General features: G+C 50.7%; 24 protein-coding genes. 14 read left to right on the top strand and 10 right to left on the bottom strand.

Features of this window, described 5'->3' with window-relative positions:
* Positions 1-42: 42 nt before the first annotated feature.
* Both EY643_RS15045 and EY643_RS15040 read right to left on the bottom strand, forming a co-directional pair.
* Positions 43-390: a hypothetical protein gene (locus EY643_RS15045; RefSeq protein ID WP_153239999.1), complete on the bottom strand. Its 348-nt coding sequence runs from the start codon at positions 388-390 to the stop codon at positions 43-45.
* A 49-nt stretch (positions 391-439) separates the two neighbouring features.
* Complete coding sequence (locus EY643_RS15040; RefSeq protein ID WP_153239998.1) at positions 440-1741, bottom strand: aspartyl protease family protein; 1302 nt, start codon at positions 1739-1741, stop codon at positions 440-442.
* 128 nt (positions 1742-1869) lie between these two features.
* Here EY643_RS15040 and EY643_RS15035 point away from each other — a divergent pair, with 128 nt between their 5' ends.
* The 5 genes from EY643_RS15035 to EY643_RS15015 all read left to right on the top strand — a co-directional run bounded on the left by EY643_RS15035 (position 1870) and on the right by EY643_RS15015 (position 5792).
* Positions 1870-2382: a DUF2975 domain-containing protein gene (locus EY643_RS15035; RefSeq protein WP_153239997.1), complete on the top strand. Its 513-nt coding sequence runs from the start codon at positions 1870-1872 to the stop codon at positions 2380-2382.
* A complete protein-coding gene (locus tag EY643_RS15030; protein WP_153239996.1) occupies positions 2382-2588 on the top strand; it encodes a helix-turn-helix domain-containing protein in 207 nt (68 codons plus the stop codon). Before EY643_RS15035 ends, EY643_RS15030 begins: the two co-directional genes overlap by 1 nt.
* Before the next feature lie 110 nt (positions 2589-2698).
* Positions 2699-3595 carry a sterol desaturase family protein gene (locus tag EY643_RS15025; RefSeq protein ID WP_153239995.1) on the top strand — a complete coding sequence of 299 codons (897 nt, stop codon included), beginning with the start codon at positions 2699-2701 and terminating at the stop codon, positions 3593-3595.
* A 104-nt stretch (positions 3596-3699) separates the two neighbouring features.
* A complete protein-coding gene (locus EY643_RS15020; RefSeq protein WP_170287418.1) occupies positions 3700-4617 on the top strand; it encodes an alpha/beta hydrolase in 918 nt (305 codons plus the stop codon).
* 575 nt (positions 4618-5192) lie between these two features.
* On the top strand, positions 5193-5792 hold the full coding sequence (locus tag EY643_RS15015; RefSeq protein ID WP_170287417.1) for a TetR/AcrR family transcriptional regulator: 600 nt from the start codon (positions 5193-5195) through the stop codon (positions 5790-5792).
* Between the two features lie 238 nt (positions 5793-6030).
* On the opposite strand, the gene EY643_RS15010 is transcribed toward EY643_RS15015, so the two are convergent.
* Positions 6031-6810 carry an SDR family NAD(P)-dependent oxidoreductase gene (locus EY643_RS15010; RefSeq protein WP_153239992.1) on the bottom strand — a complete coding sequence of 260 codons (780 nt, stop codon included), beginning with the start codon at positions 6808-6810 and terminating at the stop codon, positions 6031-6033.
* Positions 6811-7154: 344 nt separating this feature from the next.
* Between EY643_RS15010 and EY643_RS15005 the strand changes: the two genes are divergently transcribed.
* The 5 genes from EY643_RS15005 to EY643_RS14985 all read left to right on the top strand — a co-directional run bounded on the left by EY643_RS15005 (position 7155) and on the right by EY643_RS14985 (position 14128).
* Positions 7155-9527, top strand: coding sequence for a TonB-dependent receptor (locus EY643_RS15005; RefSeq protein WP_153239991.1), 2373 nt, complete (start codon positions 7155-7157; stop codon positions 9525-9527).
* 59 nt (positions 9528-9586) lie between these two features.
* Complete coding sequence (locus tag EY643_RS15000; RefSeq protein ID WP_170287416.1) at positions 9587-10396, top strand: SDR family NAD(P)-dependent oxidoreductase; 810 nt, start codon at positions 9587-9589, stop codon at positions 10394-10396.
* A 117-nt stretch (positions 10397-10513) separates the two neighbouring features.
* Entirely contained in the window at positions 10514-11371 is an 858-nt protein-coding gene (locus EY643_RS14995; protein ID WP_153239989.1) for an SDR family NAD(P)-dependent oxidoreductase, read from the top strand.
* 115 nt (positions 11372-11486) lie between these two features.
* Positions 11487-13190 carry an FAD-binding protein gene (locus EY643_RS14990; protein ID WP_205743083.1) on the top strand — a complete coding sequence of 568 codons (1704 nt, stop codon included), beginning with the start codon at positions 11487-11489 and terminating at the stop codon, positions 13188-13190.
* Positions 13191-13249: 59 nt separating this feature from the next.
* Positions 13250-14128 (top strand): carotenoid biosynthesis protein, encoded by an 879-nt coding sequence (locus EY643_RS14985; protein WP_153239988.1) that lies wholly within the window; start codon positions 13250-13252, stop codon positions 14126-14128.
* A 68-nt stretch (positions 14129-14196) separates the two neighbouring features.
* Here the strand turns inward: EY643_RS14985 and EY643_RS14980 are convergent, their stop codons facing one another.
* The gene (locus tag EY643_RS14980; protein WP_240732911.1) at positions 14197-15369 is read right to left on the bottom strand and encodes an MFS transporter; all 1173 of its coding nucleotides are present in this window, start codon (positions 15367-15369) and stop codon (positions 14197-14199) included.
* Positions 15370-15641: 272 nt separating this feature from the next.
* Here EY643_RS14980 and EY643_RS14975 point away from each other — a divergent pair, with 272 nt between their 5' ends.
* From EY643_RS14975 to EY643_RS14965, 3 genes are all read left to right on the top strand, one after another.
* The gene (locus EY643_RS14975) at positions 15642-16361 is read left to right on the top strand and encodes a sulfite exporter TauE/SafE family protein (protein WP_153239986.1); all 720 of its coding nucleotides are present in this window, start codon (positions 15642-15644) and stop codon (positions 16359-16361) included.
* 57 nt (positions 16362-16418) lie between these two features.
* Positions 16419-16904, top strand: coding sequence for a nuclear transport factor 2 family protein (locus EY643_RS14970; protein ID WP_153239985.1), 486 nt, complete (start codon positions 16419-16421; stop codon positions 16902-16904).
* 65 nt (positions 16905-16969) lie between these two features.
* Entirely contained in the window at positions 16970-17629 is a 660-nt protein-coding gene (locus tag EY643_RS14965; protein ID WP_153239984.1) for a DsbA family oxidoreductase, read from the top strand.
* Between the two features lie 24 nt (positions 17630-17653).
* Here the strand turns inward: EY643_RS14965 and EY643_RS14960 are convergent, their stop codons facing one another.
* A complete protein-coding gene (locus EY643_RS14960) occupies positions 17654-18313 on the bottom strand; it encodes a hypothetical protein (RefSeq protein WP_153239983.1) in 660 nt (219 codons plus the stop codon).
* A gap of 197 nt (positions 18314-18510) precedes the next feature.
* Between EY643_RS14960 and EY643_RS14955 the strand changes: the two genes are divergently transcribed.
* The gene (locus EY643_RS14955) at positions 18511-19731 is read left to right on the top strand and encodes an MFS transporter (protein WP_153239982.1); all 1221 of its coding nucleotides are present in this window, start codon (positions 18511-18513) and stop codon (positions 19729-19731) included.
* An 8-nt stretch (positions 19732-19739) separates the two neighbouring features.
* Here EY643_RS14955 and EY643_RS14950 read toward each other — a convergent pair whose 3' ends face one another.
* Genes EY643_RS14950 through EY643_RS14930 form a run of 5 tightly spaced genes read right to left on the bottom strand, consistent with a single transcriptional unit; the run spans position 19740 to position 24022 of the window.
* Positions 19740-20573 (bottom strand): fumarylacetoacetate hydrolase family protein, encoded by an 834-nt coding sequence (locus tag EY643_RS14950; RefSeq protein ID WP_153239981.1) that lies wholly within the window; start codon positions 20571-20573, stop codon positions 19740-19742.
* A gap of 4 nt (positions 20574-20577) precedes the next feature.
* Positions 20578-21426, bottom strand: a complete 849-nt coding sequence (locus EY643_RS14945) for an alpha/beta hydrolase (RefSeq protein WP_153239980.1) — start codon at positions 21424-21426, stop codon at positions 20578-20580.
* A gap of 57 nt (positions 21427-21483) precedes the next feature.
* Positions 21484-22635 (bottom strand): CaiB/BaiF CoA transferase family protein, encoded by a 1152-nt coding sequence (locus EY643_RS14940; protein ID WP_153239979.1) that lies wholly within the window; start codon positions 22633-22635, stop codon positions 21484-21486.
* Entirely contained in the window at positions 22632-23135 is a 504-nt protein-coding gene (locus EY643_RS14935; RefSeq protein ID WP_153239978.1) for a MaoC family dehydratase, read from the bottom strand. Before EY643_RS14935 ends, EY643_RS14940 begins: the two co-directional genes overlap by 4 nt.
* 2 nt (positions 23136-23137) lie before the next feature.
* A complete protein-coding gene (locus tag EY643_RS14930; protein ID WP_153239977.1) occupies positions 23138-24022 on the bottom strand; it encodes an HpcH/HpaI aldolase/citrate lyase family protein in 885 nt (294 codons plus the stop codon).
* Positions 24023-24038: the final 16 nt, after the last annotated feature.

Raw genomic sequence — 24038 nt, 5'->3', positions numbered from 1 at the left:
CGTTTCTTCCAAGATAACTTCGGGTTCCCCGGTGGGGAGACTTCAGCGCGAGCCACTGTTGCCTGTAGCATTTTCCAGCGCCTCGCTGGTAATGCCGTGGACCAAATCGATAAGCTTGGCCGCCAGTACACTGAGCTCCGGGTGGTCATAGACGAGGTGACTAACCCTCTGGGCTCGCGGGATCATGCGTATCATCAATTCTAACTCACCTTCGGTGAGTGTTTTACCGTCGTCCATTTCCTGTTTTACCTTTAACAGAAAATGGAGTCGATAGTGAACAAAGCGCTCAATTACCACCTGTTCGACGCCGTCGTGGTCGAGCTCCTCATCGCGATGAAGCTTGGGGAACTCGTGTTCTTCGTCGGGGTCATGCTCGGGATGCCTGGACAATTCCTACCCGCCGTACTCGCTATCGGATCGGGTTAACCATAGCGCACTTTCAGGTCTCATGCTGCGACATTCGCGGTGCCAGCGCGACATCCTCGCAATGGTTTAGCGAAGCGGCAGTCCAGCAGAGGTGGATCGCCGCTGCGTGGCTTGTCAGGGCGCGTTTCAGTCCCGCGATCGTGGTGGGCGTGACCGCAATGCCGTCGAACGACGTGATGATATCGCCCTCGGCCAGGCCGCTTTTGGAGGCGGTCGAGTCTCCTGCAACCTTTCTCACGATGGCTCCAGCTGTATGCGGCCGGACTTGCAGGCCGCTGCGATCGGCTTCGAGAGAGTCGCTGAAGTTATCATTGGGCTGTAGGTAGAGGCGATCACTGCTGTAGTCGAAAACGAGGTTGAAACGACGCAGTATCTCGTTGCCAAGGATGCCGTTGCTACCGGCTTCCTGTTCGCCCCCGTCAATGTCGTAGCTCACCGGGAGATGGCCCAGTTGATAGTTGGCCAGAGTGAGCGATGGCGCCATGGTCACACGGCTGATGACATCGCCCGATAGGCCCTGGCCCACTTCAGAGTAGTAGTAGCGGGGTGGCTCGAGCTCTGCATGCGTTGCCGGCGTGAGCGACACCGTCCCGCGGGCGCCGGTATCTGCCAATAACATCACGTCTACTGGCGTGCCATTATCGTTGCTCACTCTGGTGTGCAGATAGGGTACACCCGAGATGATTTCCAGCGGCACTGATTGCCAGCCTGCGCCGGGCTGTTGCTGTTCCTCGTCGCCGGGTTCACTGAAATAGCCGGGTTCGCTAAAACTGATCTCCATGCGGCCGTAGTCGATGGCAACGAGGAAACGCGAGAAAAAAGGCGCTCCGATGACACCATCGAAGTACGCGTCATCCAATTCGCGGAAGAACGGTATGGCCTCAAGAGGTAGGTGAATCAGTGATTGCTCTTCCATCTCCAGGCTACCAACACCGAGCGTAGTGTCCCGGATGACGGCTGCGGTCGGGTCTGGTCCATTGCCCACACCCGAAACCGTTATCGTTGAGCTGGGCTGTAACTTGAGCGCCCGCGAGCCACGACTGTCGATCAGCACCGAGGCAGCGGCTCCGCTGTCGAGCACGAAGTTCAGTGGCGCGCTGTCGTTCACGCGCACCGGCAGAATAATGTGGTTGTCGACCAGAGAGAATGGAACTGTGGTGGTACCCGTACCATTGTGCCAGCTGTGAGGTGCCGTGGCATTGTCGTAGCTGAAGCGGGCCATGGTGACGAGTTCACATCCTGTTGCCAGGCTGCAAAGGAGGGCTGCCAGCAGCACCCTGATATGGGTGGTGGGGCTAAAGGGCTTGTCATGCATGTCTCTGTTCCTTCGTCTCGATGGGCTTCAGCGGGATAGTACAGTAATTAATTATCGTAAAACAATAATAATTTATTTCCTTGCAGATATATGCAAAACTGTACTCTTCAGCAATAGAGGCGCCGGTGATGGCATCAAGCAAAAGAATTCAGGGCATCAGCAAGGTATTTCGCTACCTGGTCATCGCTGTTGGCTTGACGATTACCGCGGCAGTGGGGCTGGCTATTATCACTGAGGGGCAATCGTGGGTGACGCTTGGCGACGACCAGTTGGCGGCGCAGGTGGAAGCCGGCGAAGTTTCCACGACGGCAGCTTCGCTGCTGGTTGCACCTGTTGCTGTTCTGTTCCTGCTGGGTGTCTACTGGCTGCAACGCCTGTTCGGCGCCTACCAGATGGGACGGTTCTTCACAGACGATGTCATGGTCTGTTATCTCTGGCTGGTCTGGCTGAAAGTCATCAGCTTCTTTTACAACCTGCTCCTGCCGGTGTTCGCATCGCTGGCGGCCAGCGGGGGTGACGAGGTTGACGCAGCACTCACGCTCGATTTAGGTACATTGACCGAGCTGATGGTATTGCTTCTCATCGTGCATATCCTGAAGCGGGCTCAAGGTATCAAGGAAGAAAACGAGAGTTTCGTCTGATGCCCATTATCGTCAATCTCGATGTTGTACTCGCCCAGCGCAAAATGAGCTCCAAGGAACTGGCGCAAGCGATCGGGATCACCGAGGCAAACCTGTCGTTGCTTAAACGCGGCAAGGTAAAGGGTGTGCGGTTTGAAACCCTTACCGCAATCTGTGAATACCTGGAATGTCAGCCTGGCGACTTGTTGGAATATCGGCCTGGCTAGAGAGCCGGCTTTAGAGTGCAGGTTGAGCGTAGCCGATAGATGTTGAGTCATCAGCTTGATCGGGATGTCGCATTTCAGCTACAGTTTTGCTCAAAATTCGGGGTTCACTGATGAATGAAATCTTGGAACAGTATAAGCAGGATGATCTCATCTACTGGTTCCTGCCGATCTTTCTGCTCGCGTTCCTGCTGGAGCTCATCTACGCTCGCCGCAACAAGCTGGATTTGCACGATAAGAGCGACACCATAGCGTCTTTTTGGATGATGATTTATGTCGTTGTTGCAGACCTCCTGCCAAAATTCGCTGCATTCTACGTGTTCTTCTATCTGCACGAAATGAGCCCCCTTAAGGATGTTGTCGGCCGCCAATGGTGGGCCTGGGCTTTGCTTTTTGTTCTCGATGACTTCACCTACTACTGCATGCATCGAGCTAACCATGAGGTGCGCTGGTTCTGGGCGGGCCACGTCAATCATCATTCAGCTATCAAGATGAATTTCGCCACCGCTTTGCGACAGGGTGTGGGTGAGCGCGTTCACAAGTATCTATTTTGGCTTCCTCTGCCTCTGCTGGGATTCGACGCGCTAATGGTGTTCACCATGATGAGCATTAGTCTCTTTTACCAGTTCTGGTTGCACACTGAATTGGTGAAACGCCTGCCTGCACCAATTGAGTTTGTGTTCAATTCGCCGTCTCATCACCGTGTGCATCATGCATCCAATGTGCGTTACCTCGATTGCAATCACGCTGGCACACTGATTATTTGGGATAGGTTGTTGGGTACCTTTTCCAAGGAGATGTCTGATGAACCACCCGTTTATGGTTTAACGCACAACCTGGAGTCGCAGCGCCCCCTGCACGTGCTGTTGCATGAATATCAGTCGATTATCAGGGATGTGAAGCGGGCCAATCTTTGGCGAGACAAGTTGAGGTATCTGGTGTACGCGCCCGGTTGGAGTCATGACGGCCCAGATAGAAGAGCGAAAACGTTGCGCCAAGCTTTGGACTGATAAATAGAAAGGGGTGGTGTCAGGTGGTGGCTCTTTAGGAATACTGGGGAGTTTCTGTCCAAGCATACGCTAGAATACCTTACCCACTGCAATTCGGTTTCTTCGTGAAAATACTGAAATTCATTCTCCTTTTTGTCGTCGCCGGTTTGGCGTATGGCTTTCTTGTGGCTGTGCCGAAGGCCTTGCTATACCCACCGCACATCATCAACGGAGAGTCGCCGGCGGACTACGACCTGGACTTCAAAGAGATAACGCTCTCGCCCTCCGATCAGCCGCTGGCACTTTCAGGCTGGTGGATTCCAGCGCCCAGGGCCAAGGCGACATTGGTGTTTATCCACGGCGGGAGCTCTGACAGAAACTCCTCTTTCTTTAAAGCGCTGAGCTTCTACCAGGCGCTGGTCGAAAAGGGGATATCAGTGCTGGCCATCGATCTTCGTAATCATGGGAGATCCGACAATGACGGGAACGGCTTGAAACTTGGGCGGGCCGAGAGGTATGACGCATTGGCAGCCCTGCAATGGGCCAAAACCGAGGCACCCGAAGTGCCACTGTACGCCATGGGTATTTCCATGGGTGGCGCCACACTGATCTACGCCGAAGCTGATTTTGAGGCCGTTGAAGGCCTGATCCTCCTCGACCCACTACTCGATACCGACAGCGCCTTGGCGCGGGGCGCTGCGGCAGAGACCGGCGTTCCCCCCGCCACGTTTGCTTTGTCCATCTGGTCTGCAGTGACTTTCTTCGATGCTACTGGGCAGGAAAAGCAACCCTTCAGTTATCGAAACTCAATTACAACGCCTACCTTGCTGATTGTGGATCCTTCAGATCCTGTCACTCTCGCTTCGTATGCCCGCGCTTTTGGATCTGAAAACACGCTTGTGGATTACTGGGAGGCTCCTGGGATAGAACCCTCGCACCCGGAATTGGCATGGAGGAAAGATTGGGGGGCGCATGTAGCAGCCTTTGCGGTGCATCCGGAAGAGACGCTGCAGCAAATTCTGGCGTTTATGGAATTGGACTGAGCTATCCCTGAACACGGTCCTGTCAACGTTCTTTTCCCTGAGAGGCGATCCCGGGAAGATCAGAGTGAAGGGTAACACCAGGCTGACGAATACTATTGTTTCGATCTCGTGGCTGACTCTATGCACGACGTACTCCTGAGTTTCCACAAAGGCATCTACTGGACCATTGTCGCTCTTCTGCTAATCCATATTTGGGCCGCGCTGAAGCACCATTTTGTAGACAATGATGGGGTTCTGGTGCGGATGCTTCCGTTTACCACTCGGTCATAGTTATTGGTATTGCGCTTCAATGCTGCCGTAGGGTAAATGAGGCGTGCTAGGGTAGGGGGTGTCGGCGCTCTGGGTTGCGTGCTGTTTGACTGGCTAGTGCTCAATGATTACGGTGCGGGTGCAATTCGGTAAAAGATAGTGGAGAATTGGATTATTCATAGTAATTCAAGACTTTTCTTTCTTTGCGAGTACACGCCTGTTTGCGCCTCGAAACTGGAATTAAAATGGCAAAATCCAAGTCCAAAAAAAAATCTGACACAGCATCGACCGGCAATACCTTACGGAAATCTAAAGCGCGAGAAGCAATGATTATTGCTGCAGACGAACTGTTTGCTGAACTAGGAGGGTATGAAGGAGGTGGCTATGAAGCGACCACTGTCGATCTTATCGTAGCAAAGGCGGGTGTCTCCAGGCGGTCTTTCTTCAACCACTTCACCGGCAAAGCCGATGTCCTTATGCTGGATTTTCGCGCGATTTGTGACAACCACATGGCGGAGTTCCGTGCCAGGCCTGATTCGGAGGAACCGCTGCTGGCTGCACTGCTGGCCATGGAGCATATGAATGAGAGTTTTTTTTCCAATCCCGACAGCAAGCGCCGCAGCTCGGTTAACAGGCGGCGTTTTGCCCGGCAGTTGAGGTTGGGTATGAAGTCCACCCAGTGGTCGCTGATGGGAAGATGGGAATTACTTTTGGCTGAGGAGATAGCCAGGCGGCTAAAGGGTAGGGATAAGAGCATCCGGGCCCGTATCCTGGCCGGACAGGCCTCACTAATTATTCGAATAGCGAGTGAGCAGTGGTTCACCCAGGGTTTGCTCAAGGGTGAATCTATTAGTAAATCTATGCGCAAAGTAGAGGCACTGGTCAATAAGGTTGTCGATGAAGCCTACCCGATTATTAATGGTTGATACGCGGAATCTGCTGGAACTCTTTCGATAAACATCAGTTTTATCACGGCTAAACACTTCAAGAATCATTACCGCCGACTAGGTGCAGGCAATCGGCGAGATTCTGTATTTTCCAGCTATACAAGGCGAATCAGGCGAGTTGAATTTCTGAGAACACAACTTTTTCCATATCGTTCCATATACCTTCCCCAGAAAATCAGCCAAAGCTGCCAGTTAAAATTTTACCCCGCTGATCCGGCTACAGAAACATGCCCCCGTCGATCAATAATGCCTGGCCGATAACAAAAGCAGAGGCAGGTGAGCTGAGCCACATAACGCCCTCGGCAATTTGTTCAGGTGAAGCAATCGGGGGCATTTCACCACCAGGTGCAGTTGCAGGAATTGGCATACCAGCCATGCCCTCCAGAAGAGGAGTGGCCACGCCACCCGGGCAGATGGCGTTGACTCGGATATTCTTGCCCAGATATTCCTTGGCCGCAGTTTTCGTCAAACCGATCACCCCGTGCTTGGTGGCTCCGTAGGCCGCGCCAGCGTGAGCAGCAAACAGGCCCGCTGATGAACTGTTGTTAACAATGGTGCCGCCGCCATGCCCAGCCATATACGCCAACTCATGCTTGAGGCAGTTGAAGACGCCCGACAGGTTAACACCAAGAGTCTTTGTCCAGTTTTCTGTTGTGAATTGCCCCGTTGGATTACCTTCGAATCCAATAATACCGGCATTATTAAACGCATAATCGAGACCACCGAATGTCTCTACCGCGAAGGCCATTAGGCTTTCCACCTGACCTTCATCACCTACGTCGCAGCCAAACCCCACTGCGCTCCCACCTTCTGCGACAAGCGCATCGGCATAGCGCGCAGCCGCCGCTGCATCAATATCAGCTACCACAACCTTGGCGTTACTCTGCGCGTAGCGCCTGGCGGCTGCCGCCCCGATACCAGAGGCACCACCTGTGACAAGCGCCACTTTTCCGCCGAAATTGTAGATCGGTAACGGCTCATTGTTATCATTTTCCATACTTGCTCCGCGGGACGAAGTATACCAAAACAATAAATATGCATTAGTGCATTTATGCTGTCAAGCTCACCGCATAACTGCTGCTGGACTGACCATTTCTCTCTATAGACTGACAGCCTCACGGCTCTGAAGCAGGAGGGCTTGCACCAGGCCTGCATGCTCCGAGCCAACTCGCAGATCCAGTCCTTGCATTAGTGCATATTTGTCTCTATAGTTTATACTAGTGCACTTTTTAGGCGGTGGCACACTGACCGTCCGTCAATGACTAATGTTGATGAGATACCTGACATTCACCTGTTTCTGCCGCCGCACCGCATAGGAACATAAAGATAAGAGGAACTATTATGAACCGATTCAAACTCAAGCCCGCATTTGCTATCCCGCTCCTTTCTTGCGCGCCACTGTGCGCACCCTACGCCGCTTACGCGGCCGATCTTGCGCTTGAAGAGATCATCGTGACCGCGCAAAAGCGTGTGGAAACGCTGTCCGATACTCCCCTTTCGATTCAGGCTGTCTCTGGTGAGGCTATGGCCAGAGAGAACGTCTTTGAAATGCAGGACCTCGGAGAACAATTGACCAATGTCACTTTCTCGAATGCCTCCGGCCCAAGCTATATGACGATTCGAGGCTTGGGAACTGGGGCCAGCAATACGGCAGCCGAGCAATCTGTTGGTATGTATATTGATAGTATCTATGTGAGTCGTGGCTATCAGTTCAATGCGCCTTTTCTGGATATAGAGCGGGTAGAGGTGTTGAAAGGGCCTCAGGGTATATTGGCAGGAAAAAACTCAGTTGCAGGTGCTGTGGTTATTCACACGAAAAGGCCTGCAGCAGAGACCGAGGGCTATGTCCGCGGCGGTTATGAATTCGAAAATGAGGGGTACTACGTTGAAGGTGCTGTATCAGGCGCTTTGACTGAAAACTTTTATGCGAGATTAACAGGTCAATACACCGAGGAGGGCGGCTGGCTGGACACCAATACGCGACTTTCTTCTGATGGAACGATCCTGAAAGGCGCTAGTGACCAGAATACCAACACGGTCGATGTCTTGCGCTTAAGCATGGTTTGGGATGCAACGGACTCACTGTCATTCTTCGGAAAGCTGGAGGCTTCAAACAGAGATATCGACGGCCAGCACTTTGCTCCATTGGGTGTTCAGCCTGGCGCGGAAGGGGCGCTTGTTCTTGCAGACTGGCAGGCCCGCGACCCCAATTTTGATTTTATCGATAACGGCGTGGTTTCTAATGGCTACCGGCTTGATTTAAGCGACGATGAAACTAGGCTTGAAGTGACCAACAAAGAGTTGTCCGCGTCTATTGAATCCGAATCCGCGACCTTTCAATTTGATTGGGATGTGGGAAGTATGGGTACTCTTACCGGTATTTCCGGCTACTCAGCTTACGAGCAGGAGGAGTATTACGCGCAATCGGTAGCGCCGGCAGATTGGCTTACATTTCAGGGTGACAAAGGTAATGGTGGTGATGAGCTTAGTCAGTACACCCAGGAGTTTCGCCTTGTCTCGCCAGGTGGTGAAACGGTCGATTATGTTCTGGGGCTGTTCTATATGGATCGCACGATCGAGCAAGATGGTTTCAGAACACTGTTTAAATTGACGGAGCTCGGAGCTCCGGCTTTTGCAGATTTCTATAACGATCGACATTTTAAAGAGGAGACAACGGCTTGGTCTGCCTTTGCTCAGCTTACCTGGAATATCAACGAAGCCTTGCGACTCAATCTGGGTGTTCGCTATACAGATGAGTCAAAAGACAGGCCTGTTCATTCAAGCCAACCGACTTTCCTGGTCGATTCGCCTTTTAACCAGCTAATACTGGACGCTTTCGGAAGTGTTCCGTTCACTACTGCGGATCTAGATGAGACAAACGTCAGTGAAACGAGTACGGACCCCAGTGTTTCCCTACAGTGGGACGTCTCTGATGACACGATGCTGTATGGGTCCTATACCGAGGCTACCAAGGCGGGAGGCTTCAATAATCTGGCACCCGACCAGAGCACCAGTGTCTATGACCCCGAATATGCGACAAGTTACGAGCTGGGCGTAAAGAGTTTTCTAATGGATGGCAGGTTCAACGTTAATCTTGCAGTCTTTTATTCCGAATTTGACGATTTACAGGTGAGCGGACTTAATGTTGAAACCAACAGCATAACCTTTGGGAACGCCGCCGAAGCGAAGTCACAAGGCGTAGAAGCAGACTTTCGCTTTGCGGTAACTTCAGAGCTCGAGCTAGGTGGTGCTCTAGCCTATCTGGACGCCACATACGATGATTACCCTGGCGCAAATTGCTCTACAGGGATAGCGGTAGAAGATGATTGCGATCTCGCTACTAATACTCGAAATGCAGCGGGGGATAAGCTCCGTTTTGCACCCGAGTGGACGGGGAATTTGTACGGAGATTATCGCTGGAGTTTAAGCAATGGTATGCAGGCTGGAATCCGCGGCGATGTTGTTTTCAGCGATGACTTCTATTTTTCTGGCCAAAACGATCCTTACCTTGTCCAGGATTCGTTTTACAAATTTAATATGCTCGTGGAATTAGCCAGTGAGGATTATGCCTGGGTGCTCTCTATTGTAGGCAAAAACCTCACCGACGAGACAACAGTCAACCATGGGGGTGGCGTTCCTCAGTATCCAGGTGGTTTCTGGTCGAACGTCGATAAACCAAGGCAGGTATTTTTCAATGCCCAGTACAATTTCTGATAGCGGCGTTTTAGTTCCAGGTCGCTAGAATCAGGCGGTTTTATGCTCTAGGAGAAAATGTGAACGACAATACAGTAAATTCCCAAAAAACGGTCGTCGTAACAGGTGCCGCAAACGGCATTGGTGCCGCTGTTGCAAAAGCATTTTCCAGCCAGGGGGCTTTTGTCTGGCTTACAGATCGCGATGAAGATCAGGGCCATGCGGTTACTCAATCCCTGGCGGATGACGGGGGTAATGCCGAGTTCAGGCAGTTGGACATTACCAGCGAAGAGGGCTGGATTGGATTGAGAGATGCGATTGATGCAAGGGATCAGCGGGTTGATGTGCTGGTAAATTGTGCCGGTCGCAACGATTTTGGATTTATTTCTGACACGCCATGGTCGAAGTTCAGTCAGGTAATGGACGTGAATCTGGGTGGAGCTTATACAGGGATACAGACTCTGCTGCCTCTGCTTTCCAAGCGAAGTGCTGAGGAACCAGCGGCTTCAGTCGTCAATATTTCATCAATGGCGGCTAGCGGTGGAGTGCCATTTTTTAGCGCTTATGCAGCGAGTAAAGCGGCTTTGACATCACTCACCCAAACTGCGGCACTGGAGTTCGCCAGGCTACAGGTTCCAGTACGCGTAAATGCGATAGAGCCCGGCACTATCGATACTGACATGTTTGCAGAGACACAAGAGCTACTTTCCGCGTTTGGAAAGAGCAAAGAGGAAGTAGTTCAACTCGCTACTGATCGACACCCGGTAGGGCGTCTGGGGTTGGTTGATGATGTGGTTTATGCCGTTCTATACCTCGCAGATGAAAAGGCTTCGTTTACCACGGGCCTTAGCTTGCCTGTCTGTGGTGGACGTGGTGCCGGTGAATGGTAGATGTTTGTGGGGAGTAAATAAGTGCGAAAACACAATTTCCTCGACACTAAGAAACGCATTTTCAACAAGTTTTAGACAATATCTAATTCGAAAAATTGATACTGAGGAAAAACACATATGAAACGGTTAGAAAATAAAGTCATGATCGTGACAGGTGCTGGCGGCTCGATTGGTACCGCTGCCGTCAAGCGCTGCGCCGAAGAGGGTGCCAAGCTTGTTCTTAACGATATACGCGAAGAGCCGCTGATGGAAGCCGCAGAGGCCTGCCGGGCTGCTGGGGCCGAAGTTGTGACGCTGGTGTCCGATACCCGTTCCGAGGAGGCCTGTGAAGAGATGGCGGCTAAAGCCAACGAGGCGTTTGGCCGGATTGATTGTGTGTGGGCAAATGCGGGCGATGTTTGGGTTGCTGAAGCATCGGAGCAGGACAAGGATTTCTGGACACGCTGTCTTGAACTGGAGCTTACCGGACAGTGGCTACCAGTTCGTGCGGCGCTTCCTACCATGATTGAGCAGAAGTCTGGTTCAGTCTTGTTCAGTTCCTCCATGACCGCTAATGTTGGCATCAAACATATATCTGCTTACAGCGCTGCAAAGGGTGGTCTACAGGCATTGGTTAAAACTCTTGCCGTTGAATTTGGCTGCCACAAAATTCGCTTTAATAGTCTCGCGCTTGGTTCAATTGAAGGTCGGCATATCATTGCGTCGAATGCAATGAGACAGGGGATATCTTATGAAGATGCAGAAGCAATTGTTAGCGTAACCAAGAAAATGCGCGACCAAATCTTTGCCGTTGATCGGATGGGGACCCCTGAAGATATTGCCCCAATCGTGGCCTATTTTGCTTCTGATGAGTCGGAGTGGATAACAGGCACTAACTACTTTGCTGATGGTGGTCTTACTCACACCGGAATGGCGGGCCTGCATTCTCTAAACGCCGACAAGTTAGGTCAATTTATGAATGATATTCTCGACTAAGGGTCGATAACATTTGTTTGTTAACCCTTTGGTTAAATTGAACCTGCGGAGCTAACCCAAACACTGTGTTGGGTTAGCTCCGCCATAATAACTCAAGTAAGACACGGGCAATGCATTGAACTCACAGGAAGCGCAATACGACGAGGTCTATGATTTAGTCGTGGTTGGTTCGGGTGCAGCTGGTATGGCTGCAGCGATTACTGCCAGCCTGGGTGGGCTCGATGTGCTCATTATAGAAAAGGCCAGTCAGTACGGCGGCACATCAGCGATTTCCGGTGGTGCATCGTGGATTCCAAATAATCCGAAGATGCGTGCAGCGGGTATGCAGGACAGTTACGACTCCGCCTATATCTATATAGAAACGCTGGCAGGCGAGTACTTTAAGCCAGAGCTGATACAGACGTTTTTGGAAAAAGGCCCGGAGATGGTGTCTTTTTTTGAGAGCAATACAGAACTGAGATTTCAACATAGAGATTATTCGCCTGATTACCAGTCGGATAAGCCTGGTGCTGCAACGGGTGGGCGGACCTTGGACGCTGCTCTTTACGATGGGCGTGAGCTGAAATCGCACCTCGCAGATCTTTGTCCACCATTGGGGGACATTACCCTATTTAATGGCTTGATGGTCAATCATGATGACTTTCCTCATCTGTTTAACGTCACGCGATCAATAAAATCATTCTGGTATGTTACCCGTCTTCTCGGTAATCACATTGTAAGCCTGTTGCGCTATGGCCGCGGTACTCGCCTGTTGTTTGGTCAGGCCCTGGTGGCTCGATTGGCGAAGACTGTGTTTGATCGCGAAATACCACTCAAACTAAATACCGGGCTGACGGATTTAATTGAAGAAGATGGCGCTGTCACCGGCCTGGTTGTAGAGCACCAGGGCCAGGAAATGCGCTTGGGCGCTCGTCGCGGTGTGGTGTTGGCATCGGGTGGGTTTTCTCAAAGTGCCGAAAAAAGAGCAGCGAGAATGCCTCATGTGGGCGGCGGTGCTGAGCATCATACCTTGGTACGTTCTGCAAATATCGGTGAAGCACAGGATGCCGCTGTAAAAGTTGGGGCCAAAGATATATCGGTTTCAGCAAATGCCGCATTCTGGATGCCCGTGACCCTTGTCACTGACGGTGATGAGACAGTAGTACCGCATACCAATTTGATTGATCGTGCGAAGCCAGGCGTAATTGCAGTTAATGAAGAGGGGCTGCGATTTACCAATGAAGCGATTTCGTATCACAATTTTGGTGAGGCGATGATCGCCAATGGCCTCAAACACGCCTGGTTAATCTGCGACCAAACCATGTTGAAAAAATTTGGTTTAGGAGCAGTTAGGCCTGCGCCAATCCCTTACAAAAAGCACTTGGCGTCAGGTTATTTAAAACACGGTGAGACTATAGCAGCGCTGGCATCTGAGATCGGTGTTCCCGCGAATCAGTTGTCGGAAACTCTTGAAGGCTTCAATGCCGATGCGGCTCACGGTATTGATAGGGAATTCGGAAAGGGATCAACAGCCTACCAAAGATTAATGGGCGACCCAGGGCATCAGCCTAACGAATGTCTTAGGCCGCTCGAGGGGCCTTTTTATGCAGTCAAATTGCAGCATGGTGATATTGGAACCGCTTGCGGATTGACGGCCAATATCCATGGACAGGTTTTGTCCGAGAGAGGTCTGCCGATTGAAGGGCTCTACACCTGTGGAAATGAAATGGACTCTATCATGGGCGGCGTTTATCCGGGTGGGGGGACGACCTTGGGCCCAGGGCTGACCTTCGCTTACATCGTGGGTAAGCATGCAGCAGAGCAAAAATCAAAGCAGTAAAGAGAAGTAGCCAGCTTTTCACTATTTAAATTAGCAGTGTAGTGCTTGGAGAGTTTTAAATGCAGTCACAATCTGAATTACGATCAGGAAAAATACTGTGGATACTGGGGTGGGCCTTAGTCATCCATTCAGTTCTGATGGTTTTTCATTTGCTACCCCCGATACTGAACGCGCCTGGGATGGTGTTGCTGCTGTCTTCCTTTATGATTCTCCATGGACTGCGAATATATTCAGGTATAGAGGTCTTTGCATTCCTGGCGATTGGCTTTGTTGTCAGTAACGGCTATGAAAACATGAGTGTTATGACTGGGTTTCCGTTCGGAAATTATTCCTATACCGATGAATTTGGCGCTAAGCTTTTCCATGTTCCTCTGGTAATAGCGCCAGCCTACATTGGAATGGGTTACCTTTCCTGGATGATCGGCCAGGTGTTGTTGGGGACCTGGGGGCGGAGGCTCCGGGGAGCTGAGCGGATTTTGGTCCCTGTTGTTGCCAGTTTCGTTATGGTTATGTGGGATGTGGTCATGGATCCCAAATCATCAACTGTTTACAACTTTTGGACATGGGAAGACGGTGGAGACTATTTTGGCGTCCCATTTGTCAATTTTATGGGTTGGCTGCTGTGTGTTTATACAATATTTCAACTGTTTGCCCTGTTTATTGCGAGGGGAGAGAAAAGTGACGCAGCCCTACGAAGTGCGAAGGTGATTCTCCCGTCCTATTGGTATCCGGTGGTTCTCGCATATTCTTCGGTGGCGCTGAATCAGGGGCTAAGGGCGCTCGACAAACAAGAAAATACAACAGTATTCGATGCTAATGGCATCGCTTGGCAGACGGATCATATCAACAGCAGCATGGGGCTAATCACGATCTTCACGATGGGGTTTGTTATTCTGTTGTCATCAATGCTAATTGCTCGATCCAAGGAAAATGAGTAATGAGATATATCGTAGCGATTTGAGGATTACTGACACCAGTAGAGTGAGCTTATGTCAGAATTTTGAAGTCATATTGTTCTGGTAACGGGCTCCGCCGGAAGTTCCGATTCAGGCCCACCAATTGCAGCCCAAAATAGGGGATACGAGACGAAAACCATCCCACTGATGGCGAAAAGTATGCCGTTATAGTCCGCGGCGTAATCGTAGTAGAGGCCCATCACCAAAGGGCCTAGCATGATCCCGGCATTAAACATCAGGAATAACCAGCTGTAGATGACACTGTAATTATCCAGACCAAATCTCTTGCGGACCGAAAACGGCATAAGATCACCCTCCGCTCCCAGCGCAAGCCCCAGGAGTACAGGAACCAGAAACAGCAAGATTTCGGGCGCGTAGCTTGTGAGCAATAATGGCGCCAACGTTGCTGCTGCAAAAATCCCTGCGCCCACAATGCGCGCGCCAAGATAGTCAAGTAGTACGCCCGCACCAAGACGACCGACAAAGACAGCGATGCCACTGGCTGCTGCTATAGATGCTGCTTGCATCGGTGTGAGACCACGATCGATAAGAATGGGTACGGTATGAAGGCCTACGCCACTCGCCACAACCGCGATTATGAGAAAGCTGAATCCTAGCAGTAAGAACGGCATGGAGGTCAGTATGTTTCGAAGGCTGAGCTCCCGCTCAAGCTGGGACTTGTCTTGGATGGCAGGAGCAGGCTTTTCCTTGATGAGAAATACAATACAAGGCAACGCGATCAACATGGGAAGTAATGCAAGACAAGCATATGCGTTTCGCCAGCCAAGGCTTTCGATCAAAAACTGCGAGAGTACGGGCATAATGGTCTGACCTATGCCTATGCCGGTCATTGCTATCCCCATCATCATGCCCAATCGACCGGTGAACCATTGAGGCAAAATACTGACGTAAACGAACGTATTTGTGGCGGCACCGGCGAAACCCACAAGAGTCGTGATGAAGAGATAGAAAGGAAAGCTACCAGGCAAGCGTGATATGACAAGAATACACGCTGACAACGAAAAGACGCCTATTAGCAAGACTCGACGGATACCAAGACGCTTCATTAGCAGGCCAACTAGTGGTGATGCTATGCCAATCGAAAACGCGGTGGCGGCGAAGAGCGCGGACATCTGTCCCCGGCTCCAAGCAAATTCCTCTGAAATAGGTAACAAAAATATCGAAAAAGACGTCAAATAGAGAGGCGCGACACTGACACACATTCCAAGTGCACACGCTATCACCAGTAATGAGGGGCGCTTGAGTTCAGTCTCATTGGAGCTAATCAGAGATTCGCTTTTCATCGAATTATCAGACCGAGCGGACGTGGCTGGTGAGCCGCAGTAAGTATCTTTTTTGTTTTCTGCAGCGCTATGCACAACTTATTTAGCCGCACTACAGGAGCTAGACAGCTACAGTGCACTAGTGCATTATAGCTGTCAAGTTTATCCCTCCAGCACTGCTTACTAAGTTTTATAGGAAAAGACCCGTCTCCATGGTTTTTGACGATATCGCTATACTTTCTGTAATAACGTTAAGTACTTCGACTATTGCGGCTGTATTTGGGTTTGGTGGGGGTATGATCCTGGTGGCGACACTCCCAAATATTTTGCCTGTCTCGGCGATAATTCCGGTACATAGCGCTGTACAGTTGATCAGTAATTCCAGCCTGGCAGTATTCAGTTGGAGATCAATTCACTGGGCAATTGTCCGTGACCACTTGATCGGCGCCTGTATTGGAATAACGGCGGCATATCTGCTGCTGCGTGACCTGGATCTTACAATGACCCCCGCTATTATCGGGGCATATATTCTGATTAGTCTATGGAGTTCAAGCTTTTCAGCGCTTATGGCCAGAATCGAGTCATTTCAGATTCTTGGTGCGATCCAAGCTGGCCTAAGTCTGATTGTCGGCGCTACCGGCTCACTTCAGTTGCCAGCACTACTGAGAACACTGACGAATCACCATCAAGTTGTGTCTACCATTGGGGTTCTTGTAACCACAGACCATCTGCTGAAGCTCATCATATTCTATGCGGTCGGCTTCGAGTTTATCGACTACGCACCCTCAATTGCTTGCATGAGTGCTGCTGCAGTTATGGGCTCATATTGTGGCACGCTCATCCGGCGTAGGGTTGATATGACCAGACACGTGTGGGTTATCAAGCTTCTATTGTCTGCACTTGCTGTCAGTGCGATTCATGGAAGTTTTTAGCTGTTCAATATTTTTGTTCTTTGGAAATAGACGAAACGCATCGTCCATAAAAGTGATATGAAAATGAATGACATTGACGAAATCAGGAACCTCATTGCCAGTTATGGTCAGGTTGTGGACACATTTCCGCGGGACCCTCAACGTTACGCTGACCACTTTGTTGAGGATGGCTCGTTTACCGACTGTGGCGTGACACTGACTCCGCGAACCAAAATTCTGCAGTTAATGGAAGCCGCATTGTCGGCAGAATCCGAAGCACCACCACTTAGTGGCACCCGCCACCTGCAAATGAATTCCGTAATCAATGTGGATGGTGATTTCGCGCTGGCAACCACGCAGCTTATGGTTATTGAGCTTGGTGAAAAAGGCTGGAGGATTCGCGGTAGTGGCCAGTATACGGATGATATTGTGCGAGATGTCGACGGGCGCTGGAGGTTCAAATCGAAGGTGGTGACCTGGTTTAAAGAGCTGGGACCTGATCCACTAAGTCCTGATTTATCTGCTCTTTATGCGGGCTTTTTCCAGTCAATTATGGATTCCTAGTATCAACTCGCGAGCAGTATTGGCCGAGTTCAGTCGTATATAGTGATCAAATAGTAGGTTCTTAGGTGAAAAAATTATCCATTGATATTGTTTCAGATGTGATGTGCCCCTGGTGCATTATTGGTTATAAAGGCCTGGAGATTGCCATGGCTGATCTTGCCCCGGACATAGAGGCCGATATCAACTGGCTGCCTTTTGAAATCAACCCGCACTATGAAAAAGAAGGGAAAAATTTCATCAAGCATTTGACTGAAAAGTATCCGAGTATTCCAGTCGAACAATTTGTGCAGCAGCGCAATATGATTGCTGCTAAAGGACGAGAGGTTGGGTTTGAATTTAGTTTTTCGGATGAGTCCCGTATTTTTAATAGTTTTGACTTGCACCGATTGTTAGCCTGGGCCAAAGAGCAGGGCAAACAGCATTCGTTAAGTATTGCTTTTTTTCAGGCGCACTTTTCAGAGTGTATGCCTCTGTACGATCAGGCGACAGTGTTGAGTATTGTTCGCGCAGTAGGCCTTGACAGCACAGAGGCCGCGAAAGTACTTACTTCCGACGCGTATTCAGATCAAGTCAGAAAAGAACAACAGAGGAGTGCGTCAATGGGTATTCACTCAGTACCCACTTTTTTCATTAGTGGCAAGAACGTGGCATCTGGTGGGCAGCCAGTAGAGGTATTCAAAAACCTTTTGAGAGAAGCGGCTTCGGAATCTCCCTACTGCGATTGAGGGCTATGGTCGAGATGCCGCTATTCAAACACTGTTTTTGCGGATGCGTTTTTCACTGAAGTATGCAAATGCAGGCACGATGGTGTACAGCATCAAACCTTTAACAACAGCTTCGCCAATAGTACTTGGTGGCTGAGTGTGAGAGCCGAAAAGCGCCAAAAGAAGAAGTAGGGTACACAGCAGCCAGAAAAGAAGTTTGTTTATCAATCCTCCGAATTCGACAACCTTGAGGCAGAGGGCAATGCCAGCCAGTAGCAGCACTGTTTCAAGAGCAGCGGATAACAGTGGATAGTTCCATAGGCCCAGGCCAAACTTTTCTTCGGGACTGAAGCTAAGTGGCAGGTCGGGGACATGAACTACAAAATCCAGTATCCAATGTGAGGCAACGGCGATGATCAGAACTGCAGCAATGCGTAAGTTGACTGGGCGGAACAATGCGAAAATGGCGACAAACAGCAAGCTCCAAAAGGGTACGCTGATGAGGCTGTGAGTGTAAGGGTTAAAGATAACAATGTCGGTTATCTTTGTGGCATTTTCAGGGATGAACATGCGCTCCAAACCCAAAAAAATGAATATTTGTGCAAAAATATCGACAAACTGAACAGCGACCAATAAGACCCATAACGGGACTGTTTTTTCTACTGCCTTCAGCGCATAACCCACAGCGAAATGACCGGCTAACATTTTCTAACTCCTTTGCTCTTCGCTTGCGATGGCTGTGCTATATCGGGTGTCACTTTTATTACTGATCAGGCAATCAATCCATATATGCATTAGTGTATTATAGTGTTTCTGACGCTCGTGCGACTAGTAGTGTTAGAGGAACGGGGTATGGAAGTGTAGGGCTGTTATCTAATAATAAGAGGAAGTGGTCGCTGTTTATGAATGAGTTCAAGCTGGGTTGGAAGATAGTGTTAGTGGCAATGCTGGGTGTGGCATTCAATGGCTCAAATATCTTGCTTTACACCATCGGTGCGCTGGCACCCCAGCTTTCTCAGGAGTTTGGCTGGTCTCACGGATCTATTCAGTTGGGCTCACTATTCTCGATTGGTACCGTCGTTCTGGCCCTTCCTCTAGCGGGCTATCTATCCGACAAGTATGGCGTTCGTCGGCTGACACTTTTCTCGATCATTCTCACGTCTCTATGCATTGCTCTACACGCATTCCTGTCTCAAAATATAGTTTTCTACTATATGCTGGCTGTGCTTACAGCGCTGGCATTTGTTGGCAGTTTGCCGCTCACCTGGACCAAGATGGTCACCTCCTGGTTTGATCGCCGGCTCGGACTTGCGCTCGGTTTGACACTGCTTGGTACCGGGTTGGGAGGAGCGATTCTAAAGCCGACTACCGCCGGACTGATAGCTGAGCTTGGTTGGCGCGGTGCCTATGTGGTGCTGGGGATAATCCCCCTTGTTGTGGTTTTTCCCCTGGTTATCGCGTGGTTTAAGGAACCCACCAGCAGAATTGTAAAGGCGGTTCGCGTAGACGAAGATGGAACTGTGGTCGCGCCTCACGTGCCGGTAAAGAAGCCTTTTAAAGACTGGCGCTTCTGGGCAATCGCCATTGCTTACATACCTATTGGCTTTGCAGTAGCGGGTTTGATCACCAATATGGAAGTCATTCTGGCGAGTGGTGGAGCAGATGCAGCGCTGGTGGTAACAGCCGGAACGACTTTTGGGGTTTCAGTTGTTATCGGGCGTATTATCGGGGGTTATATGTTGGATAAGTACAACCCGGGTATCGTTGGCTCAACCTTGATTATGTCGCTGTCTATCGCCTTCATACTTCTGTCTCAACCGGACCTGAGTGTATCAATAACCTTACTGGCCATAGCGCTTGCTGGTTTTGGCACAGGTGTAGAGTTTGATGTGTTGTCCTACTTGATACACCGCATTTTTGGCTCAGAGCATTATGCAAAAATATTTGGCTCTATTATGGCGCTACTTTATATAGGCTCTGCATTCGGTCCTGTACTGTTTGGCTCCACGTATGACAAATATGGGAGCTTTGGCCCTGTTCTGATTCCAGTCGCGGTGGGAGTGTTTATAGCGTCAGTGCTGATCGGAACGCTTTCTGGCAGTTTGAGAGCAAGTAGCAGTTGACGCAGTATTTATGTCACGACCTGACGCTGCCGACCGAGGCTATCTATGGTTAATTCCATAGCATCTCCAGGCTTGAGATATCGAGAAGGATTCATACCCATCGCAACGCCGGAAGGCGTACCACTGGCGATCAGATCACCCGGCTGCAAGGTCATGAAGCGGCTGATGTAGGAAATCAATTCGGGCACCCCAAACAGCATATCGCGAGTGTTCGCTTTTTGGCGAACCTCATCGTTTACCTTTAGCGTTAAGTCGAGGTTAGCGATGTCTTCGATTTCATCGGGAGTAACCAGCCAGGGGCCGCAAGGGCCAAAGGTATCGCAGCTCTTACCCTTCAACCACTGCCCAGTACCTTCCAGTTGAAAGGCTCGCTCAGACACATCATTGAAAATACAATAGCCACCCACGCAGTCAGCGGCGTCTTCGATTGATACGTTCTTGGCGGTAGCGCCGATGACCACGCCCAGTTCCACCTCATAGTCCAGCTTCTCACCACCTACCGGCATTTCCACAGTGTCATAGGCGCCACAGAGCGAGCTTGAGGCTTTCATGAACAATACGGGTTCTTTTGGCGCCTCGAAGCCTGACTCTGTCGCGTGATCATAGTAGTTCAACCCCACGCAGATGATCTTTCCTACCCCGGTGATACAGGGGCCAAACCTGCCATCTGGTAGTACCGGCAACGCGCTGAGATCCAGCGCTTTCAACTCAGCCATAACCGATGAGGCGAATACCGTTCCGTCAATGTCACCGACAATCGAGCTTAAGTCTCGAGCGCTTCCCGCCTCGTCAATAATGCCCGCACGCTCCGCACCGGGCTGGCCGATTCGTACCAGCTTCATATCACTACGCCTCCTGCGATCGAATCCAGCTGTCGATGATCTCAATGTACTCGTCTGTGTGATACAGCATCAACTGATGTGAGCCTCCATCAATGACAGCCATCTCTTTCGGCCCACCAATCGCTTTGAAACACGCTTCCATGTAGCGAGAGGAGGTGAACGGATCCTCGGAGCCATAACTTAACAAGACTGGCTTGGCATTTTCTGCTGCGGGAATCTGAGCCTGATAATTCGCGTAGCTCATCATGCTGGCGATGCCATAGCTCCAGGTACGCAAGTCATCTTCTTGTTTTTTGGCCAGAATATCGGGGTCATCCGCCGAGTAGTTCTTATTCCAATCTATTGCTGTTGACAGATCAACGCGCTCGCTATCGCCGACATTCTCGGCATACTCGATCATATCTTTGCTGCGCATCATCGAAAAATTTTCAAATTGCGGATCACCTTCTTTTTGTTCTACCTCGGTCAAAATAATATTCATGCACACTGCGCCCGTCACAGCGTCTGAGAACGCAAGTGAATGGAAGGCAGCAGCACTTCCCTGACTTGAGCCCAACACGTAAACAGGCTTGCCAAATTTTTCAACCATAGCTTGGGCTGCCACATCAATATCTTCCAGCCAATCAGAAAAACGAAAGTTGCCTCGCTCGCCATCTCTGCACCGCGCCAAACCGTGCCCAGGAAGATCCATGGATACAACATGAACCCCTCGTGCAGACAAAGGCTCGCAAAATACGTCGTAGGTGCCGCCGTGACCGCCTATTCCGTGGGCGATAAGAAGACTGTAGGGGGCGTCTCCTGCGGTTGCATATTCGTAACCATGTACTGCTCCGACCTGAAATTCAGTTCTCATAGATAGGCTTTTCCTTATCCTTCATTTCATTCGTTATAGATAGCCTGATTAGGGCTACTAATCCTTTAGCACCTGCCCAGTGTGTTCACCCAAGGCTGGCAAATGGCGTTCCTTGTCTGCGGGAGCGAGCGGAAAACGTACAATGGGAAGTGGCCCGAACTCGGAACTGGTATCGACAAACATATCGCGAGCCATCGCCTGCGGATGTTTGATGACATCTGCCATCGTGTTGACATCACCGTAGGGGATACCTGCCTTATCAAGCCGTTCCTTCCACACCTTGCTGGGCTGAGACGCCATCACGGCTTCAACAGCAGCCTCCGCCTCCGGTCGGTTTTCACGACGCGAAGCGATAGTTCCCATCACCGGATCATCAATCCATTGCGGCTTTTCGACAACCTGCTCGCAAAAGCGTTGCCAGCTTTTATCGTCAGCAACGACCAGCGACACATATCGATCATCCTGCGCGAGGTAAGGCCCGTAAGGCACAATGTATTGGTGCCGCATACCTGACATGGGGGGCTCTGAGCTGCTGTGCCAGGCATGGTGTGGAAAGTAGCCCAGCCACGGCAATGCCGAATCAAACATGGCGACATCCAGGTAAGCGCCTTTCCCCGTATTATGGCGCTGATAGAGCGCCATCATGATGCCCATCACCGCATTGGAACCGGCGATCAGATCGGTAATAGGCAGGCCCACTTTGGCAGGCTGATCTGGGTAGCCGTTACTTAGCAAAATGCCTGTTTCACCCTGCATGGTAAGGTCGTAGGCTTTCACATCCCTATAGGGACCGTCCTGCCCGTAGCCAGAGAGGCTGGCGTAAACAAGTTCTGGCTGATCGGCCAGATCATCTATGCCAGCGCCGATGCGGGCCGCAGCTCCCGGGCCGAGGTTTTCAACAAAAACGTCCGCGCCCCGAATCAGCTCACGCAAGGCGCTGCGACCTTCGTCAGACTTGAGGTCTAGCTCAACACTTTTCTTGCCAGCGTTGACCCATACGAAGCCGGTCGACAAACCGTGAACGGCAGAATCCCAACCCCTCACAACATCGCCTGTACCGACGCGCTCGATCTTGATGATCTCCGCACCCATCTCAGCCATAACAAAGGTGCAGTACGGCATTGCTACAGCCTGCTCAAGGGCGACAACCGTCACCCCTTTGAGCGGCTGGCCGAGAGGCTGCCTGCCAGAGTGCTGCTCGGTATTCACTCAGCACGCTCAGGAAAAATGCTAGCTGCAGGTGCGGATTCTTTTTTCCAAACCATCACGGAACGAGCGTAGTCAATGACTACTTTTCCGTCCTGGTTGATACCACGGGTGCAGACTTTCACAACGCCCTGGTGTGGACGCGACTTACTTTCGCGGGTTTCCAGTACTTCAGTCTCTGCATAAATCGTATCGCCAGGAAATACAGGGTTGGGGAGCTTGATGTAATCCCAGCCAAGCGCAAAACCATGCTCACTGACATCAACTACCGCCAGACCCGCAACAACCGATAGGGTCAATGCACTGTTTACCAACGGTGCACCAAACTCGGTTTGCTTGGCATAGTGATCATTAAAGTGGAGCTGATTGGTGTTATTAGTGATCATGGTGAATTGAATGTTATCGGTCATCGTAATGGTGCGACCAAGACGACTGCGATAGATATCACCCACGGTGAAATCTTCAAAATAGCGACCCACCCAACCTTCTTTAATTTGACTCATAATTATCGCTCTCCAGCATCTTCAAGAATGCGCTCAGCACGCATCAAAATAGGTAAATCGACTAGTTGACCACCAAAAGCAATTGACGCATCGCCTCTGGCTTTGCCTTCATCAAATGCAGCAACCAGCCTCCTGGCGTAGTCGATGTCTTCTGCTGAAGGCGAAAATATTTCGTTGATCATTTCCACTTGGCGCGGGTTGAATGTCGACTTGGACGTAAACCCGAGGCGGCGAGCCTGCCAGATGTCTTTCAGGCAACCTTCTTCATTATTCAAGTCCGGAAACACACCGTCGATAGACAGTACGCCCGCAGCCGCCGCGGCAACGATAATTACATTGCGTGGGTGCAGCATCTCAGCTGCCTCTGCAACACGATTGGCACCCAGGCCGATTTCAAGCGCGTAATCTTCGCCGCCAAAAATAAGGGCACAAACACGAGGGTCTGCAGCTGCAATATCGGCTGCCGCCAAGAGGCCTTTAGGGCTTTCTATTGCCGCCACAACTCTAACTGTGCCTGGCGCCATGCCGGCTTCTTGCTCACGCTTGGTGATGGATTCAATACCCGCGGTCAACTCGGCGACGCTGTTAACTTTCGTCATACAAACGCCTTCCAAGCCCGGGCGAACCACCGCTTTAAGATCGTCTTCAAACCAAGGTGTTGTCTGGGCGTTCAGGCGAACAAAACGACGCGGACCTGACCAGGAAGGCTTCTCCAAAATTGGAATAACCATTTCGCGCGCAAGTGGTTTTTCTTCCGGTAAGACACCGTCTTCCAGATCAAAAAGTGCTACATCCAATGGCAGTGTTTCAGTTTTTTCCAGAAAGCGCTGTTTATTGCCCGGCACGAACATAAACGAGCGGCTTTGCTCCAGTTTTCTCTGTGTCATGGTTCTTTCCTCAATG

Origin of the sequence: Halioglobus maricola (assembly GCF_009388985.1) — a bacterium.
Taxonomy (GTDB): Bacteria; Pseudomonadota; Gammaproteobacteria; order Pseudomonadales; family Halieaceae; genus Halioglobus; species Halioglobus maricola.
This window is presented reverse-complemented; position numbering and strand designations above follow the sequence as displayed.